The following is a 19,303-nucleotide window of genomic DNA, read 5'->3' as shown; positions in this document are numbered from 1 at the left end:
CATTTTACCCCCTCCATATTAGACGGTTATTTCCCTTAATCTTTGTGCTACTTCATAAATTAAATCTTCTTGGCCCCCAACCGTCTTCATTCGGCCTAATTCCACTAAAATGTCTCGTTCATCGACACCAAAACGTTTCGCTGCCGTTTGAGCATGTAATAAGAAACTAGAATATACACCTGAATAACCTAGTACTAGACCTGACCCTGTAATTTCTTGTGGATGTTGCATAAATGGGGCTACTTGTTCGTTCGCTACATCAATAATTTTATTAAGATCAATGTCAGTTTTGTAACCAAGCTTTTCAAGAACGGCTACCATCACTTCCGTTTGGGTGTTTCCAGCCCCTGCTCCAAGTGCGCGTAAGCTTCCGTCAATGTACGTGGCTCCTGCTTCAACCGCCGCAATCGTATTTGCCATCGCCATCGACAAATTATTGTGTCCATGAAAACCAACTTCACATTGTAAACCTTGTTTTAAAGCGGTGATTTTTGCGGTAACATCTTGCGGTAACATTGCACCAGCTGAATCCGTGACATAAACAATTTCCGCACCATAACTTTCGAACAATTTTGCTTGTTCTACTACTTTTTCCACTGAAGTCATATGCGCCATCATTAAAAAACCAACTGTTTTTAAACCGAGTTCACGACCTAAATAAATATGCTGTGCAGCTACGTCGGCTTCTGTTACATGTGTTGCCACACGAACCATTTTAGCGCCGACCTTCACTGCTTCTTGTAAATCTTCTTTTGTCCCTATACCCGGAATAAGTAATACAGAAATTTCAGAGTTTGTACATTCTTCTACTGCGGCTTCAATTAATTTCAATTCATCTACTTTTGATAAGCCATATTGTAAGGACGAACCACCTAGTCCATCTCCATGAGATACTTCAAAGTAATGAACTCCCGCTGCATTTAGTCCTTTGGCAACAGTCCGTACTTGTTGTTCCGTAAACGAATGACGAACCGCGTGGCTTCCATCACGCAACGATACATCTAAAATTTCAAATGATTTATTCAATGAGCTGCCCCTCCTTCGCTTGCTGCATATGAGTAGCCATTTCATTCGCTACTTGGACAGCCGCTGCAGTCATAATATCTAAATTACCAGCATAAGCAGGTAAATAATCGGCAGCACCGGTAACCTCTACGAAAACTGAAATTTTCTTTCCTACAAATTGAGGTTCCCCACGAAGAGCATAACCAGGGACGTACTTCTTCACTTCGTCCACCATCTGTTCAATCGAATCTAAAATCAACTCTTTGTTACCTTCTTCTTCGAGTAAAACATGAATCGCATCACGCATAATAATCGGCGGTTCAGCTGGATTAAGAATAATAATCGCTTTACCCTTCTTTGCGCCACCAACCACTTCGATAGCTCTCGAAGTTGTACTCGTAAACTCATCAATGTTCGCACGTGTCCCAGGACCAGCGCTTTTACTCGCAATGGTCGCAACAATTTCTGCATATTTCACTGGAGCAACACGATTGATTGCATGAATAATCGGAATGGTAGCTTGTCCACCACATGTGACCATATTGACATTGTCCTTTTCAAGATTAGCTTTTAAGTTTACAGGTGGGACAGTAAAAGGACCAATCGCTGCTGGCGTTAAATCAATGACCTTTTTTCCCGCACGCACTAAAATTTCGCTATTTTTCTCGTGTGCGTAAGCACTTGTCGCATCAAACACAATATCGACTAAATCCAAATTTTCTGCCAGGCCATCGATTCCAGTATGAATCGTAGTATAACCACGGTCTTCGGCACGCTTTAGCCCATCTGATTCCGGGTCAATGCCAACCATCACATTCATTTCTAAAAGCGGACTGCGTTCTATTTTATACATTAAATCTGTTCCAATATTTCCCGAACCAATAATTCCAACCTTCATCTTACTCAACTTTTCACCTCCACATCTTGAAACGATAAACTCACTTTTCCTAGTGAACCAAAATCCGCTACAAAGGAATCTCCACTAGCAAATTGAACTGCCTTAGAAAGCGCACCAGACAATATGAACATACCTGCTTGTAATGTTACATCGTATTTTCCAACCTCATTTGCTAGCCATACGACAGCATTAATTGGGTTATGTAATACTGCTGATCCTTTCGCTGTGTCGATTAGTTCATCATTTTTATAAGCGTTCATAACAACATTCGCTAAATCAATATCTTTTAAAGTTGTTCGTTGACTTCCTATAATAGCTCCAGCTGAAGAACCATTATCAGCAACTGTATCTTCAAATTGAATTTCCCAATCTGCAATACGACTGTCGATAATTTCCATTGCTGGAACGACATAATCCGTTGCATTCACTACATCTTCGACTGTCACATTGGGACCTTTTAAATCTTTTTTCAAAACAAATGCTATTTCAAATTCTACTCTTGGCAGAATAAACTGTGTTGTAGATATAGGCTTGTCTTCCTCATACACCATCGTATCTAAAATGAATCCATAATCTGGTGTATGTACATTTAACATTTCTTGCATTGCTTTACTCGTTAACCCAACTTTCAATCCTTTTACAATCGAGCCCTGATCTAACTTTTGTTGAACTTGATAAAGCTGAATTGCATACGCATCATTAACTGAAATTTCTTCCGTCGATGATGTGAAAGGTGCAATTGGCGTTTTTGTTCGTTCAGCTTTTAAAAGCATTTCCGCAGCTTCTTGAATATTCATTCCTGACACCTCCTTATTGTTCAATTGTTTCTCTACTCGCTAACCTCCTATATTTTCCTTTATAGAAAAGAAGTGGCTCCTTTTCTTCTAACTGAATATCAATAACTTTACCAATGAGAAGTGTATGATCGCCCTCAACATGCTGCGAGACAACTTCACACGCTATTTGTCCTAAAGAACCTTCTAGGACTGGTATATTCGCTAATGAATTAAACTCTACATCGCCTTTTTGCTGCCCTGCAAAAATACGTGAATAATGTTCTTGATCTTCTGCTAAAATATTGACCGCAAATTTATTAGATGCCTTCACCTTTTCTAAAAATTTTGCTTTATGACCAACCGAAATGACGACAAGCTTCGGATCTAGCGACACTGACATAAATGCATTTGCGGTCATCCCATAAGGAGATCCTCCATGTATAGTCGTTAACACCGTGATTCCAGTTGCGAATTTACCCATAGCTGAGCGGAATAATAAATCGTCCATTCATAATCAAACCTTTCTATAATAGATTGAAATTAAGATTTTTAATTCGCATTAGCGTTTGGGGGAAGCCTCCCTGAGAAGCTAGGTGAATGCCAGTCTTCTAACTTCGGCTCCCCCTTATCAACACACTATCAGCAGAATGATATAGCTATTTATTTGTTCGACATATATACTAGTTACTTACAGTTTCTCTGGCAGGACCGGCATTAATAGTTGTTCGCTTTCCCATACCTGCTTGCTGACCCCAAAAAGTATATCCAACCGCCATTTCTTCGAGCGTCCATTCGATTGGCTCCCAATCTGGTTCAAAAATTAAGTAACCATTCGAAAATAGTTCTACACGAACACCACTCCCTGGATCTTCGACATATATATACATTGCTTGAGATATGCCGTGTTTGCCAGGTCCTATAAATTTAATTCCTTGCTCCGCTAAAATGTCCGCTGCTCTTAGGATATCTTGGGCGTTATCTGACCAATAGGAGATGTGGTGTAATTCATGTGTTGTATCCAATTCAGGATCAGCCATAACAGCTATGTCATGCACTAAATTGGTCACACTTAACCAGGCAGATGATTGTGCATCATTCGGTGCTTTAATATATTCTCGAATTTTAAACCCTAATTTTTCAATTAAGAAATCTGTAATTACTCGAGTATCAGGTAAATTAGTAGCAATATTTACGTGATCAACTCGACGAGGTGATACACCTTTTGCCCATGCTTTATACGTCTGATTTTTTAAAATTGATTTTCGAGTTAAATCTGTTACCTCTGGTTTATCCATATCAAAATAAATTTCAAAGTTATGTCCGCTAGGTAATTGGAAGCGAATTGCCTCTCCTTGACCTGTTTCAACACCTGCTGCAATCTTTTCCACTGCAACGCCTGCATCTTTTAAAAGTACAGCGAAATTATCGACATCTTCACGGCGCTTTGCTTTCCAAGAAATATGATCGACTCTCGATTCTGCACCACTAGTCAAAGATAACGTATGATGCTCAAAATCTCCCCAAGCACGTAAATAATGGACTCCATCTACTTCAATCGTTTCTTCTAAGCCAATTACTTCTTTAAAAAACCATAACGATTTTTCTAAATCACTTGAAACAATTGCAATATGACCTAATTTAGCAATTTCTGGTAAAATATCAAATTTCCCCATTACCTATTTTCCCCCTTTATCATCCTAATACTGTTGTTGGAACATCAAATAAATGCTTTCCATAATTATAAATACCATCTTCATATAATGATGTAATATGCGTACCAATTCCAATTAAGTCGCGCATCATAATTTCCATAGTATTTCCTTTTGCTAAACCACTTGCTCCTATCGTTAAAATCGCTTTAACTGCAATATCAACGCAATCTTGAACAATTCTAACTCTTATCCCATTGTATTCTGCCGGACCAAACTGTCCTTCATCTGTCTTAAGCATTCGAATATATTCATCCATCAATCCCAATGCAGATTTATATTTCAAAGTCAATTCGGCTAATACACGTTGGCCCTTAGGCGATTGCCCCTCATTTGTACCATCAAATCGAACACGTTTTTTTGTACGTTCTTTAAACTCGTGTAATACTCGTTCAGCCGCACCAAGAGCCATTGCTGGGAATCCGACATAAAATGCAGGAAAGAATGACACATTATAATAAAGATAATCTTCATCAATACTCGAATTATTTGGCTTACGATTAGCTATGATTTCCGGGAAACGTAGTACCATATCATCTGGTACAAATATATTGTCAGCTATTACTGTATTACTTCCCGAACCGCGGAGACCTAATGAATCCCAATTTTTAATGACTTGCAATTCGGAAACTCTCATGCATAAGCCTAAACGCTCTGGAACAGATTCACCTTCGGCTTTATACATTGCGCCAAGAGAAATCCACGTTGAATAATTGACACCGCTTACAAAATCCCATTGACCAGATAGCAAGAATCCGCCTTCTACGCGCACTACTTTACCGACAGGCGCAAATATATCTGCCGATAGACCTCCATCTTCTACAATTTCATCCATTCTATGTTTAGGTAGATAGGAAACCCAAGAATTGTGTAAAGAATAAAAATAAGTTAACCATGCTGCCGATAAGTTATGATATCCTATTGTTTTCACCATATCGGTAAATGTTTTAAAGTCAATTTGAGGGTAACCATACTCTTTTGGTAAAATTAATCGGTTTAATTCACCTTCTACGATTGCATCAATTACATTTTGTGAAATCGTTGAATTTTCATCTGCTTGTGTAGCTTCCTCTTCAGCAATTAAACCTACTCGTTTAGCATTAGCTATAATTTCATTATAACCTTGCTCCTTTTTTACTTTGACTGTCATCTGTCCTCCCCCCTTAAGCAAGTGTTGTTACACGTTCTTTCGTTCCCAAAAATTGTTCAACTAACTGAATAAACCGCTCTGATTTCTCAATTTGCACCCAGTGTCCACATTGTTTAAGTAAGACTAACTCTGCATTGGGCAAATGTTCCACTAAACTCAAGCTACTTTCTTTTGGAACGAATTGATCTTCATATCCGTGAATTAACAGAATGTCTTGCTTAATACGTCTTAGCGCACTTGGTGGAATTAATAACTCCGCTGGATTGGCCGGGAATAATGTGGGATACAATTCTGCTACGCCCGGACGCATTAAATTGGCATAACGACTTTCAACAATTTCATCTAAGGTATCTTTTAGTACAGCTTCATCATATAAAAACCAAGTAATTAGATTACGAAATGCTTCAATCGTTGGATTATTGAAGAAGTTCTTCATCCGAACAATTTCTGGTGTTGCTCCTTTTGTAGTTCCACCGCCGCTACCCATTAAAACAATTTTGTCAAATCTTGAAGAATCATGCATAATGGCATTTAAAGAGATAACCCCTCCCATAGAGTTCCCTACTAAGTGGGCTTTATCAATATTGTGATGATCCATTAGGGCTAATACTTGTTTGACACGGAGTGTAGTCCATTGCCAGAATGTTAGATTTGTATTTTCAGGAAGTTCTGTATTCCCAAAACCTACAAAATCCGGAGCAATTACATGATATTTTTCTCCTAAGATCTCTAAAGCATTCTTCCAGTTCGTTTCACCATTTGCTCCAGGACCTGAACCGTGTAAAAAAATAATTGCTTCTGAATGTTTCTCTCCTGCATGACAATAAACCGTATTAAAACCTTCTGTACGTAATTGTTTAATTTCATATTGGACCATTTCTTGTTCCTCCTTTTTTTGAATATCGTGCTCATTACAAGAATACTAAACAAGAGAAAAGTAAACAATATCCTTTTTTATTGTAAATTCTAAAAATTACAATACTTATTATTGATTTTTTAAAACAAGACCTATATTATGAACAAAACGTTTTCATTTTATTTTAGGGAGGCAACTTAATTGAATTCATTAATTTTACCCAAATTAGGGACATCAGATTTAGTAGTTACTTCTGAAGCATTTGGATTTCTTAGGAAAGCATTAATAGAAAACTTGGGACAGCAGAAAGCTAAACGTTTTCTATTAAGATTCGGTAGAGATATAGGGGCAGAAAAAGCAAAAAAACTTTTAGCATCGACTACTAATGTTAAAACCCTGCTAAAACAAGCAACACTCATCCATGTTGCACTGGGACATGTTACTAATGTAACTACAATCGGCACATCAGTACTTAAATCGGACGGTACACTAGATACTGTACACGGTACTTGGTACGATTCTTTCGAAGTGGCCTTACATTTAACTCACCACAGTCACTCTGCGGAATGTGCATGCTATACACTAAGTGGATTTGCTAGCGGTTTTTTATCAACAATTCATAACCAAGAAATATTTGTTAAAGAAATTACTTGTAGATCAAAAAAAGATAGTCAATGTACTTTCGAAGTAAACACAAGAAAGTATTGGGAAGAACACGGAGAGAGTCTTGCAATTTATGACGATCAAAAAATTATTGATGAATTAGAAATTACGTACGACAAATTGCTCGAGCAAAAAAAATTATTAGTCAAAGTGACAAACTATCATAGTAAGCTTACTGAAAGTGTCGCCCAACAAAATGACATTCAAAAGGTGCTTAAAACAGCTTTTAATATATTGGAAATCCCTATTTTCATTACAGATACGAATGGAACCATTCTCTTTAAAGAAGCTACTAACGATGAAATTAGTAAATTGACTATACAATATCAATCACACTTTCAAAAAATAAAAAAGACCACGATTCTTGAAGTTAATGATTTCAATATATTAACTACACCAATCTATTTAGACCAGAATATTTTTGCAACATGTTCTTTTTTATATGTTGATAATGTGATGGATCAGAATGATTATCTTTTTCTAGAACGTTTAGCAGTTGTGATAAGTCTATGTTTTTTAAATGAAAAAGTAAGTTTTGAAACTACGGAACGTTTAAAAATCACTTTTTTGGATCAATTACTTTATAATCAATTTAAAAATTCAACAGAATTAATTACACACTCAAAGTATATTGAACCGAAAATTGAGAATGATTTTGTCACGATTTCATTAAAATATAATAGTACCGTTAACGAAGGTAAACCACTTGATCCTTATCAACAATTACTTCATATAGCTAAACTATTAAAGCTTTGTCAATTATCCGGACTAGTAAGTCTAAAAGACAATCATTTTATTATTTTCGCGTATTCCATTTCAAATATAACTATTCTCCAAAAAAAAATTCAACAATTTATGAATGAGTTAAAAAAGTCAAATAATACCACGAAATACAAAGTTGGTATTAGCAATGTTTTCAATGGTTTTGAAAACTTTAATACAAGTGTAATAGAAGCAGAACAAGCAATGAATTTACCTCGTCCCGATACAATTATTTATTATGCTAGCTTAGGTTTTTTAGGACCCTTACTTGAAAATTTGGATTTAGAAAAACTAAAGAGAACTGCGCAAGATGAATTGAAAGAATTATTAAATCCTGACCCTAAAATGCGTGAATTATTGTATACAATCTTTATCTATTTGAAAAATAACGGGAATCTTAAAAAGACTGGAAATGATTTATCACTTTCCATAGGTGGTATTAAATATCGGATACAAAAATCAGAAGAAATACTTGGAAAGAATTTGAATGACTCCACAACCACGGCATACTTATTATTACTTTTTGAATCGCTTATTTTATTAAATGAAATCAATTTTGATTCATCATCTTTTGATTAATAATAGAATAGAAGTCGTACGGGAACGTGCTTTGATATGTAGAGTACCTATTTTTAAATACATGAACAAAAGCGCAAATCCCTTGGTCAAAGGCGGCAGACATAAGACAGACCGGCTGTGAGTCAAAAAACGCCTCTCTGCTGGAGTGACTCATACCTGCCGCAATTAAGCGATAGAGTCTAGACGTAAAATCTCTACTTTAAAAAATTTCTACAGTTTAAGATTTTATAGTTTCCAACAAAAAAACGCAATCCGCTTGAAACACGAATCACGTTTTAGAATTAATGATAACTATTTAATTAATAAATGTCTTATTTCTATGTTACCCCGCTTACATTTCTCCATGCTTTACTATTTACTAAATTTTATCAATTACTATATCACTCGAGGTAACTTTTTTAGATTTTTTAGCAACTAAACCGAAGCTTATAATAATAAGAACAATTAAGATTGTTATATTCACAAAACCAACCGTTTGAATTGCTGAAGATGTACTCAAAGCTTGTGCTTGTGTAAATAATTCATCTAACTGAACCCCTAAGCCATTCAACACTTGTTGCAATTCGTCTGAAATAACGCCTGTTTTGCTAGCTTCTATTACCTCTCCAACTTGCGAACTATCTACACCTGCATCAATCGCCAAACTCTGAATATTCGAGTCGAGTTGAGAAGCTTGAGATGAACCAAATAGTGCTAATCCAAACGTAGAACCTAATGGAATACCTAAATCTTTAAACATCCCAAACGTACCTGCTCCAACCCCTTTTTTATTTGACGGCGCATCATTAATAACAACTTTCATTAAGGAAGCATCTAAACATCCTGAACAAAACCCAATAAAGAACACAACAATAAGTAAATGAAGTAACGTAGATTCAATCGTCACAGTCGTAAATATAGCTGCCCCAACTAATGCTGAAGCTAAGGCAAGAAATATTAAATAAATCGGGCGATAACGATCTAAAAGTTGCCCTACAATCGGTGAAATAATGGCTCCTACTGAATAATTCATCGTTGTGATCAAACCTACTTCAACTGCAGACCATCCTACTTTTGTCGACGCATAAAATGTCAATGAATAAATAATACTAATCATCGTAATATTCTTGAATGTGATCAAAATAGCTGAAATTGAAATCCCTTTTATTTTCAGCACATTAAAATCAATCACGGGTGCAGTCGCTTTTCTTTCAACCATTACTAAAGTACTTAGAAGTACAGCAGCTAGCACAACTAAACTAATTGTTATTAATGAAGTCGAACCAAAATTATTAATAACTAACGGTAAAGAAATAATCGTAGTAATCGTTAACAAAAATAAAATACCACCTGAAAAATCAATGGATACTTTTCTGTTGTATTTAACGTTCGGTATAAAGATGCTAATTAAAACAAGTCCCATTAGCGATAGACTACCACTAAAAATGAAAATAGCATTCCAACCAAAATTATCAATTAGTAACCCTGCAATAATTCCGCCCGTTCCAGTTCCAATATACGTAATTAACATAAAAATCCCAATCGCTTTCCCTTGCTTTCTTTCTTCAAATAATTCAGGAATGTAAGCGAATACATTTGAAAAAATACAAGCGTACCCAATTCCTTGTAATAACCTTGCAAATAAAAATACATAAAAATTTGGACTAAAGGCAGCTAAAAATTCTGAAACAGAAAATATTGTAAGTCCAACCACGATAATTTTTTTACGCCCTTTTTGATCTCCTAGTCTTCCTAATAAAGGGGCAAAAGAAATTGCTGTAATATAATAAGCAACTGTAATTATACTAGCATTCGAGACACTTATGCCAAAATGGGAGCTAATATATGGCAATGCTGGACTAGCCATAGTGGCAGCTTCCAAGGTAATAAAAATCCCACTTAATAAGATCAGAAATATTACCCATGGGGATTTTATTTTCATTTTACATTCCTCCGTTTTCTATAGTTTTCATCACCTTCTTACCTCCCACACCTCCAGCTGGATTTAAAGTTCTTAAGGTTTAAAATATCATAGCAATACAAAAAATAAAAATCTATCTCTTATTTTATCGAGAATCACATTAAAAAAAGCTATTTTTATTCTTTTCAGAATATACTTGAATTTGTGAAATATTGTCGTTTTTGGTGCAGATATGATAAATAGAATATTCAGTTGTCAGTTGTTACCAAAATAAAAAAATAATGTAGAATTAAAAGATAGCGATAAACCATAATTTTGCAGGTATTATTTGTAATCAATAAACAACGGATTGTACGTTAAATCATCGAAATGGCTCACCTCTTCTTCGAAAAATTGTTGCTCGATGAGAAAAATTAAGCTTCCCAGTTCAGTTTTCTACTTCCCTTTGTTGTTCGGCTCGGCGGCAGAAAATAGCCTGTGTGAAGGTATCAAAGCCGCTGAATAGACAGGTTTGCAGGTTTCTTTTCAGTTCAAGTAAACTGTCTGTCTGACCAACTTTCAATGGATGTGTGTGAAGGGACTATAAATGTAATAGAAAAATCTATTGAATACGCGGTGGAAAAGTAACCAATTGATGTGGTGAGATTTATATATTGGGATTCAGCCAGGGAGAAGGAAATGGTGTTGGAATACAGGGTGGTGCAATGATTAGTACATAATGTTGCAACTTGACATGGAGCCTCTACGAGCATGATTACCATGCTCGCACTCTAGGTAAAGTTGCAACGCCTTATCTGTTTGCAAAACGATGTACTTCTATTTTGCACTATACAACGATTGCTAAACAAGAAAAAATCCTGCACAAAAACACAGGATTTTCAATCAAACTTGATAGACTTATTTATGAATTACCAAACTTTATTTCATAGCCAAATTGGTCGATCAACTTTTGTACTTTATTAAATATTTGATAATCTATGTCGATTTATCCTACCAACTATACTTTTCAATTTTACTTCGTAAATGTCTCGTCTTTTTTAAGTAGCCTGACCTAATCAATTTGTGCAAATCTCCCGTAAAGGAATACAAAGGCTGAAAATTTGTGCCGAATCTCTTTCTGCATATGCAAAAAGTGTAACGACTTTCACTAGTTGATGAAAACAGTGACTTCATTTAAAGAATATACTTATAGACTAACAAAACCGTTTGCCCGTCGCAAACTTGTCGTTAATCATTGTTGCTTAATGTGAATGTCGAAATTGCAAAAACGTAGAATTTTAGCAGCTCAACGACAGTTTATCAGATTTGATACTAGTAAAAATGCCTTACATTTTTAAACTCTATTTCTCTTTATCTTTTGTTTTGTTCACTCTCTAAAAAATCATTCTCAATTTTTAGTGGTTTTTCTACAAAAATAATTTTCCTCATTATTTTTTGTATTACTCTCGGAAAAAAATAAGCTCCAAAGAAAGCGAAAATAAAAGCCTGTAACCAAGTTTTTAACCATGAAGTTAAAAATGTATTATTATAACCTCTATTTATTGAGATTAATATAAATGAAATAAAAAAGGACAGACTAAAGGCCATTAAAAATGCAAAAATAATAGGTTTGTATTTAACATTAATATTCATTTTTTCCACCCTTTAATAAAATAATTTTAGGCTCAACACCAAAACGTAAGCAGTAAAACCCTTTTTACAATCCATCGAAGCAACCCCCATATTAAGTCTATCCGGAAACAACCGGTCAATAGAAGTTGCTTCTTTTACCACTCGAACGGGATGACGCAACGGAAGTACAACACTTGATGTTCCTATTGCAATATGCTTTGTACGAGCAGCAAGGTAAGTATAATAAACCCATCGATCATATACTTGACCATGGTCATCAGATTCTAAATCTTGCATTGAAACGTCTCTTAACCAGATTGCTAAAAATACAGAATGCTCTATTTTACGAGCGAGTTCCACTGTATTCTTCATTTTTGGAAGCTTATTTGTCATCGGTTCGAAGGGTGTTGTAAATCAAAGAGTCATTTTATCTTTTTGATACATCCGGTTAAATGCCTTGTGATGTTTATAACTCATCTTATCTCATCTCATCCCCCCTATTTCTTTACAGATTTTTACCAATAAAACTTTCTAATTGTTTAATCATATCTTCATTTCTACGGTAATAGGTCCATTGGCCAATTCGTTTCGTCTCTAAAAGACCACTTTTCTGTAACAATGATAAATATTGAGAGGTCGTCGACTGTCCTAGACCAACTTTATCGCGAATATCCCCTACACACACTCCTCCCGGAAAGTTATCACTCTTCTGGATATGGGCTTGGGGAGGGAAGTTTTCTTCAGGTTTTTTTAGCATTTGTATAATTTTCAACCTAGTTGCATTTGATAATGCTTTAAACATATCTACTAATTTTTCATCATTAATTATTTGTTGTTCTTCCATCATTTCTCAGTCTCCTTTTTTAGATATGAGCCACTCCTTTCAAGTGAAATTTGTTCGCAAAGCAGCCAATGAAAAAGAACATGATTCATTAACAGCTTCTTTTAACAAGTTAAAGGAGCATTTTCAGTTTTAAAAAATCGAAAATAGGTAATATTGCCATTCGTTTTCAGATGGATTTATGATTTATGACTTGTGACAATACCTTTTCCGGATCTACACTATCTGATTTTGTAAGCACGGAGTAAATTTAATATCGCAATTTCTCGATATATAAATGTTAAAACTTACTTTTAATATTGTCAACTAATTTAACTTGTTCGTTCCTTGGAAAAATATTTTTCAACATATATAGAAACAAAAAAGCCAATATTTTAGATCGACTTTTAACTTTTCCCTATTCGACTAAAGACATAGCTTAATATGATCTAGTTATTAAAAATTAACATGAAGCCAAACTTAAATACGCTGATAATGAATCTATTTTGTATCTGCTATCCCCACCTTAATTTCTTACTGATACGGGTCAATTTCTTAATTACTTATTTCGATAAAATACATAAACATTCTTTTATAAACACATTGAATCATTCGTCAATATGTTCTAGTTTCGTTGATTTAAGCGGAAGATAGCGACTCCAGCTGGAACGGCACGAGCTGAAAGCCCCGCAGGAATGTGGTGACGAGGTGATTGAAGCCATGTCCGCGGAAAGCGTCCACTTGAAGCGTAAATCAACTTTGTTCGGATATTCGTACTAAATTCTCTATTACGAAATTGATTTATACTATTTTTGAAGTTGAAATAGTTCTGATAAAATTTCATAAGATCTGATACGTGCTTTTTGATCATATACTTCTGCTTGTACTAGTACTTCATCAGCAGATGTACGGCGTATTAAATCTTCAAATCTTTTTTTAACTGTTTGTCTATCTCCAATAATTGCTTCGGATAGTTGGGATTTTACAGACGCCCTCTCCCGTCCACTCCACCCTTGATTCCACAATTTATCCATACTCACTGGAGGTTGAAGTGGTCTAGGTTTACCGCGTGCTTCGAATAAATACTTTTGAAATAAAGAAGATGATAGTTCGGAAGCTTCTTCCATCGTTTCTGCTACAAAAGCACTTACAGCCACGATAACATGGGGTTTATCTAAAGTATCTGAAGGTTGAAAGTTACTTCTATATGTTTCCAAAGCCTCCATGATGTTGTCTGGTGCAAAGTGACTCGCAAATGAGAATGGTAATCCTAATTGCCCGGCCAGTTGCGCACTATAAGTCCCTGAACCATGTAACCAGATTGGAACTTTCGTATTCTCACCAGGTATAGCATGGAACTCAAACATGCCATCCTGAGTAATCGTTCCAGAACCATGTAAATAGCTATACAGTTCTTTAACTTTGTCTATATACTGAGGGCCGTTTGCTGTCTGAGGATTTAACACATGAGCAGTATTACGATCCGTTCCAGGCGCACGTCCCAATCCCAAATCAATTCTGTCGGGAAAATAGGATGCTAATACTCCAAATTGTTCCGCAACAGATAAAGCAGAGTAATGAGACAATAAGGTCGCTGCTGATCCAACTCGGATTGAGTTCGTAACAGAAGCAACTCGTCCGATAACTAGTGATGATGCAGAGCTCGCCATTCCAGCCCAATTATGATGTTCTGTTAGCCAATACCTTTTATATCCAAACTCTTCAACATTCTTAGCTAAATCTAATGTGCTTTCCAAAGCTTCTTTTGCTGATCCTCCTTCTATAATCGATGACGGATCTAAAACAGATAGAGAAATGTTTTTCAAGATTAATTCCTTCTTTCATTTATAGTAGATAGTTGAATTTACTGCATATGAAAACAAATTAGGTGACTAGAAATTTAAGATTTTTAGTACTAGTGATTGTCACCCTACAACTAAATTTCAAACAATTCTCCTTCTGAATAGGTGAATCTTTCGAGTTTCCACACACCTTCTTCTCGACGTAGTGAACAATTATAAGTCGCACCATAAATATTCTTGTCAAGCATTTCTTTTGATACATTGTATGGAACTAAACGATATACTTGCAATGTAGCTTTATCCCCGTTAACTTCAATCTGATAATCACCAATCACGTGATGAAGATTCACACGCCCAGTTCGAAACACCTGAAGTGTCGTTATAAATTCCCGACGTCCAGTTACTTCACCAAACGGAACTACATCTGTAGCGATATCGTCTGTTAAAATATCACTCAACAGGCTAACATCCCACTGATCAACGGCCCAAGTATAGCGGGTAAAAACATCTAAAATCTGAACTTCATCAGAATCTTCCTCTTCAGAATGAGGTATAACATGCCATGGTGCATCAAGACCACTAATAATATGAGGTAAATTCACATTTGGATTCCAACCTAGCGTATCTCTTGGTTCTTCCCATTCCTTTATCCTTAAATTACTTCCGATTTTCCAATCTAATTCAAAACGTATATTTGCAATTTTCCAGCCTTCATCCGTTTGCTGATAGGTATTAGCATAATGACCACTATACCAACTTGGGTCTAATTTATCTCCAAGATCATCTGCCAGTATTCCCGTAAGATATGCACTTTGCTGACCCATGCCTGCTGTTACCGCAATATATTCGTTCGTTATATAATGGCGAGCTACATCAACAAGGATCGACGAACTGGATAAACCTTCTACAATTGCATCTCGACCTTCGAAATTTCCGTGATTACTAAAACTTGCGTTTGCATCTTTTAAAAATAAATTTTTTATTGATGAAAAGTCACCAGATTCATATGATTTTGCAAACTGAGAAAAGACCTCGCTAATTTCTTTTCGATTTGATAGTTTCGTGATTTGATTATGAGTACTCATTATACATTCACCCCTAGAATTTTATCCCACATTAACTAGCAGTAATCCCCCACTTCCAAACTGTGGAAAACAAAATGAATAAGTGGGGTCAACTGAAAGTCAAACAATCAATTAGTCGAACGAACATTCAATGTAGATAAACCCCCACTGAATGTTTTTTTCGCTTTTCAATTTTTATTTATAAACTCGCTAATAATTTCATATGATTTTAGACGATCCTCATGATTAAAGATATAAGAAGTCAGCATAATTTCATCTACTTGAGCATTATCAATGAATTTTTCAAGTTGTCCTTTAACTGTTTCAGGGCTACCTACAATACTTCCACTTATTGATTGATAGACAGCTTGTTTTTCAGGTTCGCTCCAAACCGTACTCATATCTCTCGCTGGTTGGATATGCACCGGATTTCCACGAACAAGTCCGAGAAAATGTTGTTCTGTTGAAGAGAACAACAATTGCGCTTCTTCATCAGTATCTGCTGCTGCTAGATTCATTCCCATCATGACATATGGTTCTTTTAATATATCTGAAGGTCTAAAATTCTCTCTATATACCTGAATTGCAGGGAATGTGTAGGACGGAGAAAAGTGACCAGCAAATGAAAATGGAAGGCCTAATTGGGCTGCCAAACGTGCGCTGTAATCACTTGAACCTAATAACCATACAGGTATTTTAAGGCCCTCACCTGGGTTAGCTTTTACTGGATTATTGGGAGCGAATTTAGCCGGATTAAAATAGCCCAACAATTCATTTACTTGTTCAGGAAATTCAGTAGTCCTATCTCTTCTCACTGCCCTAGCAGTTAATTGGTCAGTACCTGGTGCGCGACCCAATCCTAAATCAATACGATTAGGATATAGGGATTCTAATGTACCAAATTGCTCTGCAATTACTAAAGGAGCATGGTTAGGTAACATAATTCCACCAGAACCAAGTCGAATTTTCGATGTTCCAGCTGCTATGTGGCTTAGGAGAACAGATGTAGCCGAACTTGCGATTGGTTTCATATTGTGATGTTCTGCCACCCAGTAACGATTGTACCCCCACGCTTCAGCATGCTGTGCCAAGTCAAGCGTGTTCCGAAAAGAATCAGCTGGTGTACTTCCCTCACTGACAGTAGCCAAGTCAAGTATGGATATTGGAATAGAACCTAGTTGTTTTTTTGTTGCAGTATTTTCATTTGACATGATATTTTCCTCCTCGTTTTTAAATATGAAATAGGTAATTATGCAATTAAATTTTACGTGTACCAATATTCATAAATTCTAGGTTTATATATACCTCTATATCTTGTTAATCCAATTTATATTTTCAAAAATCTATATATCCAGACTTGCCGATATGTTAATTTTCAAAAAAACCATGGGAGTAATTCCTTTTTCAGATGAACGGTGGAATCAATTATAGTGTGAATGATGGATTAGTATATCGTGAATTAGCAATATATTTGGGTAAAGTGATATAATGTACGCCCTAGACATTTATATATCCCAATATAACGATATTCAGTATTTAATTAAAGTAAATTGCTCAGAGAAATTCACTTTTATCTTTAAATCTAGAATTAATGCTATATATTTTTAAAAATCTCTATGATAAATGGATTAAATAATAATTAGAGTTTTTAATATTATTTAATTATCCTTATTCCAGTACCCACCAATATCTATAGTATGCTTTTCAACCATACTTATCGTATTTTTAGATACTAAAAATGGCTGCTTTATAACTTCGCGGATAGCATTATCTACAGTAATTTTTATCGTATTCAACGTCTACAAACATGAAATACTGCTTCAGCCTATACAGACTGATCGTACCTACATAAGCGCCACGTCAAGTTTTTAACCGCTTAACTTCGCATTCATGTACAAATGATTAAAGGTGCTTTCTATCAGACTTTTTTTGTTTTTACTCTTAAAAATGGTGCGTTAGTTTAAGTACATCTCTTCACAAATTCATATATAAAAATCGCAATAGTACTAAATTTTTATAATTTTATTTTGTTCTTTCATTTGAAATTTGACATATCGGGAAAAGTCGATATAATATTACTTATGGAACCGTTGGATGTATTTAAAGTGTTATCTAACGAAACTCGGCTTAACATCTTACAGTGGTTAAAAGAACCAGAGAAGCCCTTCCCTAAACAAGGCGCTCACCTACCAAAGGAGGTTAGTTATTAAGGCGGAGTATGTGTTGGGGACATACAAGTAAAAGCTAAAGCTTCTCAATCTACGGTATCTCACTACTTAAATTTGATGCAGAAAGCAGGTTTGCTGGAATCTGTTCGTTATGGTAAGTGGACTTATTATAGAAGAGATGAGGAAGCTATTCGTCAGTTAGCTGAATATTTTAAAATGGAAATCTAAGTTAAGCAGATTTTCGTTATTTTTCATTTTTATATCGATAAATCCAGATATATAAATTTAAAGAGTAATTAGGAGGAGTTAAATAATGCGTTACATTGCATATATTTTAGCTTTATTAGCAGGAGTAGCCCTTAGTTTTGAAGGAGCTATTTATGGTGAACTAGGCAAAACAATTGGTCAGCTCGAAACCAGTTTTTATAATTTTTTTGTGGGTGCAATTATTCTTGGGTTATTATGGCTATTTTTTGGTAAAGGTAAGATTTCACATGTGGTAGAAGCACCGAAATGGACACTCCTTGGAGGTGCTTTAGGAGCAGTGTATTTAACAGCCATCGTAATTAGTGTTCCATTTGTTGGCGTTGGTATAACTATGGTTGCTGTAATTATTGGTCAATTAATAATGAGTATGGTTATTGAGCATTTTGGGTGGCTCGGAAGTAAGAAAGCCAGAATTAATAAGGAAAAAATATTTGCTGTTATTTCAATGGTAATAGCACTTATTTTAGTTAACTAGGAGGTAAAAAATGGGTATATTTATGATTCTATTCACTTTACTTGGTGGTATCACATTAAGCGCACAATCAGCTATTAATGGTACACTTAGTCGTAAAGCAGGAACAATTGAAACTACATTTTTAACCTTTGTAACTGGCTCAATGTTTTTAGCTATAGTTATTCTTTTCTTTGGTCAAGGTGATATATTCGCTATCTTTGAAGTACCTATTTGGCAGTTAAGCGCTGTATTTTTAGGAGTACTATTCTTACTTTTTAACGTCACGGCAGTTCCAAGAATTGGTGTAATTGCAACTAGTATTGCTGTTATCATCGGACAACTATTTACTGGAATCGTAATTGATCATTTTGGTTGGTTTAATAGTTTGATTTTACCTCTTGATATGAAGCGTTGGTTTGCTTTGCTTTTTATGATCATTGCTCTTTATTTTATTTATAAAGGAAATAAACGCTCAAATGATGAAGCAAATGCACAATAATTTACTAATTTAAAGTGCTCCAACCATTACGAAGAGTATGGTCGCTTTTTTTCCAGAATCTTCATCTCCAATTTATGTTAGCGTCTTATTATTTTCGATATACAACAAAAATCTTATCGAGTATACTTCAATCGAATCGGTGTCCGCTCCAGTTGAAGTATGCTAATGAATAAGTTGTACAGAGCATTGAAACCACAATTCTGGCTATATAAAAACCGACCATCCTGATGTGCACCCCAAAAGTTAGAGTCAAAATCTAACTTTTGGGGTGTTTTATTTTGGTTAAATATAGTGAATCTCTTAAACTGATGGTCGTGCGG

General features: G+C 35.4%; 17 protein-coding genes and 1 pseudogene. 4 read left to right on the top strand and 14 right to left on the bottom strand.

The window, feature by feature from the left end:
* Nucleotides 1-18 precede the first annotated feature (18 nt).
* The 7 genes from dmpG to AC1TO6_RS15340 all read right to left on the bottom strand — a co-directional run bounded on the left by dmpG (nt 19) and on the right by AC1TO6_RS15340 (nt 6,415).
* On the bottom strand, nt 19-1,071 hold the full coding sequence (gene dmpG, locus AC1TO6_RS15370) for a 4-hydroxy-2-oxovalerate aldolase (RefSeq protein WP_482102501.1): 1,053 nt from the start codon (nt 1,069-1,071) through the stop codon (nt 19-21).
* Nucleotides 1,019-1,912, bottom strand: a complete 894-nt coding sequence (locus AC1TO6_RS15365; protein WP_482102500.1) for an acetaldehyde dehydrogenase (acetylating) — start codon at nt 1,910-1,912, stop codon at nt 1,019-1,021. The genes dmpG and AC1TO6_RS15365 overlap by 53 nt, the downstream gene beginning before the upstream one ends.
* Nucleotides 1,909-2,700, bottom strand: coding sequence for a 2-keto-4-pentenoate hydratase (locus AC1TO6_RS15360; protein ID WP_482102499.1), 792 nt, complete (start codon nt 2,698-2,700; stop codon nt 1,909-1,911). The genes AC1TO6_RS15365 and AC1TO6_RS15360 overlap by 4 nt, the downstream gene beginning before the upstream one ends.
* A gap of 13 nt (nt 2,701-2,713) precedes the next feature.
* A complete protein-coding gene (locus AC1TO6_RS15355; protein ID WP_482102498.1) occupies nt 2,714-3,187 on the bottom strand; it encodes a flavin reductase family protein in 474 nt (157 codons plus the stop codon).
* Nucleotides 3,188-3,359: 172 nt separating this feature from the next.
* A complete protein-coding gene (locus AC1TO6_RS15350; RefSeq protein ID WP_482102497.1) occupies nt 3,360-4,352 on the bottom strand; it encodes a VOC family protein in 993 nt (330 codons plus the stop codon).
* Nucleotides 4,353-4,371: 19 nt separating this feature from the next.
* Complete coding sequence (locus tag AC1TO6_RS15345; protein ID WP_482102496.1) at nt 4,372-5,538, bottom strand: acyl-CoA dehydrogenase family protein; 1,167 nt, start codon at nt 5,536-5,538, stop codon at nt 4,372-4,374.
* 13 nt (nt 5,539-5,551) lie between these two features.
* Entirely contained in the window at nt 5,552-6,415 is an 864-nt protein-coding gene (locus tag AC1TO6_RS15340; RefSeq protein ID WP_482102495.1) for an alpha/beta fold hydrolase, read from the bottom strand.
* Between the two features lie 180 nt (nt 6,416-6,595).
* On the opposite strand from AC1TO6_RS15340, the gene AC1TO6_RS15335 reads away from it, so the two are divergent.
* Nucleotides 6,596-8,398, top strand: coding sequence for a XylR N-terminal domain-containing protein (locus tag AC1TO6_RS15335; RefSeq protein WP_482102494.1), 1,803 nt, complete (start codon nt 6,596-6,598; stop codon nt 8,396-8,398).
* A 358-nt stretch (nt 8,399-8,756) separates the two neighbouring features.
* On the opposite strand, the gene AC1TO6_RS15330 is transcribed toward AC1TO6_RS15335, so the two are convergent.
* The 7 genes from AC1TO6_RS15330 to AC1TO6_RS15300 all read right to left on the bottom strand — a co-directional run bounded on the left by AC1TO6_RS15330 (nt 8,757) and on the right by AC1TO6_RS15300 (nt 16,806).
* Nucleotides 8,757-10,319, bottom strand: coding sequence for an MFS transporter (locus AC1TO6_RS15330; protein WP_482102493.1), 1,563 nt, complete (start codon nt 10,317-10,319; stop codon nt 8,757-8,759).
* Nucleotides 10,320-11,648: 1,329 nt separating this feature from the next.
* A complete protein-coding gene (locus AC1TO6_RS15325; RefSeq protein ID WP_482102492.1) occupies nt 11,649-11,930 on the bottom strand; it encodes a DUF2798 domain-containing protein in 282 nt (93 codons plus the stop codon).
* 12 nt (nt 11,931-11,942) lie between these two features.
* Nucleotides 11,943-12,281, bottom strand: a complete 339-nt coding sequence (locus AC1TO6_RS15320; protein ID WP_482102491.1) for an LLM class flavin-dependent oxidoreductase — start codon at nt 12,279-12,281, stop codon at nt 11,943-11,945.
* Between the two features lie 133 nt (nt 12,282-12,414).
* Nucleotides 12,415-12,756 (bottom strand): ArsR/SmtB family transcription factor, encoded by a 342-nt coding sequence (locus AC1TO6_RS15315; protein ID WP_482102490.1) that lies wholly within the window; start codon nt 12,754-12,756, stop codon nt 12,415-12,417.
* A 779-nt stretch (nt 12,757-13,535) separates the two neighbouring features.
* Nucleotides 13,536-14,555 (bottom strand): LLM class flavin-dependent oxidoreductase, encoded by a 1,020-nt coding sequence (locus AC1TO6_RS15310; protein WP_482102489.1) that lies wholly within the window; start codon nt 14,553-14,555, stop codon nt 13,536-13,538.
* 110 nt (nt 14,556-14,665) lie between these two features.
* Nucleotides 14,666-15,616, bottom strand: coding sequence for a nuclear transport factor 2 family protein (locus AC1TO6_RS15305; RefSeq protein WP_482102488.1), 951 nt, complete (start codon nt 15,614-15,616; stop codon nt 14,666-14,668).
* Nucleotides 15,617-15,783: 167 nt separating this feature from the next.
* Nucleotides 15,784-16,806 (bottom strand): LLM class flavin-dependent oxidoreductase, encoded by a 1,023-nt coding sequence (locus tag AC1TO6_RS15300; protein WP_482102487.1) that lies wholly within the window; start codon nt 16,804-16,806, stop codon nt 15,784-15,786.
* 870 nt (nt 16,807-17,676) lie between these two features.
* Between AC1TO6_RS15300 and AC1TO6_RS15295 the strand changes: the two are divergent.
* The 3 genes and pseudogenes from AC1TO6_RS15295 (at nt 17,677) to AC1TO6_RS15285 (ending at nt 18,983) form a co-directional block, all read left to right on the top strand.
* A pseudogene (locus AC1TO6_RS15295) lies at nt 17,677-17,991 on the top strand (ArsR/SmtB family transcription factor).
* A gap of 85 nt (nt 17,992-18,076) precedes the next feature.
* On the top strand, nt 18,077-18,505 hold the full coding sequence (locus AC1TO6_RS15290; protein WP_482102486.1) for a DMT family transporter: 429 nt from the start codon (nt 18,077-18,079) through the stop codon (nt 18,503-18,505).
* A 10-nt stretch (nt 18,506-18,515) separates the two neighbouring features.
* Entirely contained in the window at nt 18,516-18,983 is a 468-nt protein-coding gene (locus AC1TO6_RS15285) for a DMT family transporter (protein WP_482102485.1), read from the top strand.
* The last annotated feature ends 320 nt before the right edge of the window (nt 18,984-19,303 follow it).

The sequence above is a fragment of the Sporosarcina sp. Y352 genome, assembly GCF_056786535.1.
Note: the sequence above shows the minus strand (reverse complement) of the source record. Positions and strands in the feature narration are given on the sequence as shown.

What these genes read in the sequence shown, in the direction of transcription:
- dmpG (WP_482102501.1), bottom strand. Translation starts at nt 1,071, where the DNA reads ATGAAATGGCTACTCATATGCAGCAAGCGAAGGAGGGGCAGCTCATTG.
- AC1TO6_RS15360 (WP_482102499.1), bottom strand. Translation starts at nt 2,700, where the DNA reads ATGAATATTCAAGAAGCTGCGGAAATGCTTTTAAAAGCTGAACGAACA.
- AC1TO6_RS15355 (WP_482102498.1), bottom strand. Translation starts at nt 3,187, where the DNA reads ATGGACGATTTATTATTCCGCTCAGCTATGGGTAAATTCGCAACTGGA.
- AC1TO6_RS15350 (WP_482102497.1), bottom strand. Translation starts at nt 4,352, where the DNA reads ATGGGGAAATTTGATATTTTACCAGAAATTGCTAAATTAGGTCATATT.
- AC1TO6_RS15345 (WP_482102496.1), bottom strand. Translation starts at nt 5,538, where the DNA reads ATGACAGTCAAAGTAAAAAAGGAGCAAGGTTATAATGAAATTATAGCT.
- AC1TO6_RS15340 (WP_482102495.1), bottom strand. Translation starts at nt 6,415, where the DNA reads ATGGTCCAATATGAAATTAAACAATTACGTACAGAAGGTTTTAATACG.
- AC1TO6_RS15330 (WP_482102493.1), bottom strand. Translation starts at nt 10,319, where the DNA reads ATGAAAATAAAATCCCCATGGGTAATATTTCTGATCTTATTAAGTGGG.
- AC1TO6_RS15325 (WP_482102492.1), bottom strand. Translation starts at nt 11,930, where the DNA reads ATGAATATTAATGTTAAATACAAACCTATTATTTTTGCATTTTTAATG.
- AC1TO6_RS15320 (WP_482102491.1), bottom strand. Translation starts at nt 12,281, where the DNA reads ATGAAGAATACAGTGGAACTCGCTCGTAAAATAGAGCATTCTGTATTT.
- AC1TO6_RS15315 (WP_482102490.1), bottom strand. Translation starts at nt 12,756, where the DNA reads ATGATGGAAGAACAACAAATAATTAATGATGAAAAATTAGTAGATATG.
- AC1TO6_RS15305 (WP_482102488.1), bottom strand. Translation starts at nt 15,616, where the DNA reads ATGAGTACTCATAATCAAATCACGAAACTATCAAATCGAAAAGAAATT.
- AC1TO6_RS15300 (WP_482102487.1), bottom strand. Translation starts at nt 16,806, where the DNA reads ATGTCAAATGAAAATACTGCAACAAAAAAACAACTAGGTTCTATTCCA.
- AC1TO6_RS15290 (WP_482102486.1), top strand. Translation starts at nt 18,077, where the DNA reads ATGCGTTACATTGCATATATTTTAGCTTTATTAGCAGGAGTAGCCCTT.
- AC1TO6_RS15285 (WP_482102485.1), top strand. Translation starts at nt 18,516, where the DNA reads ATGGGTATATTTATGATTCTATTCACTTTACTTGGTGGTATCACATTA.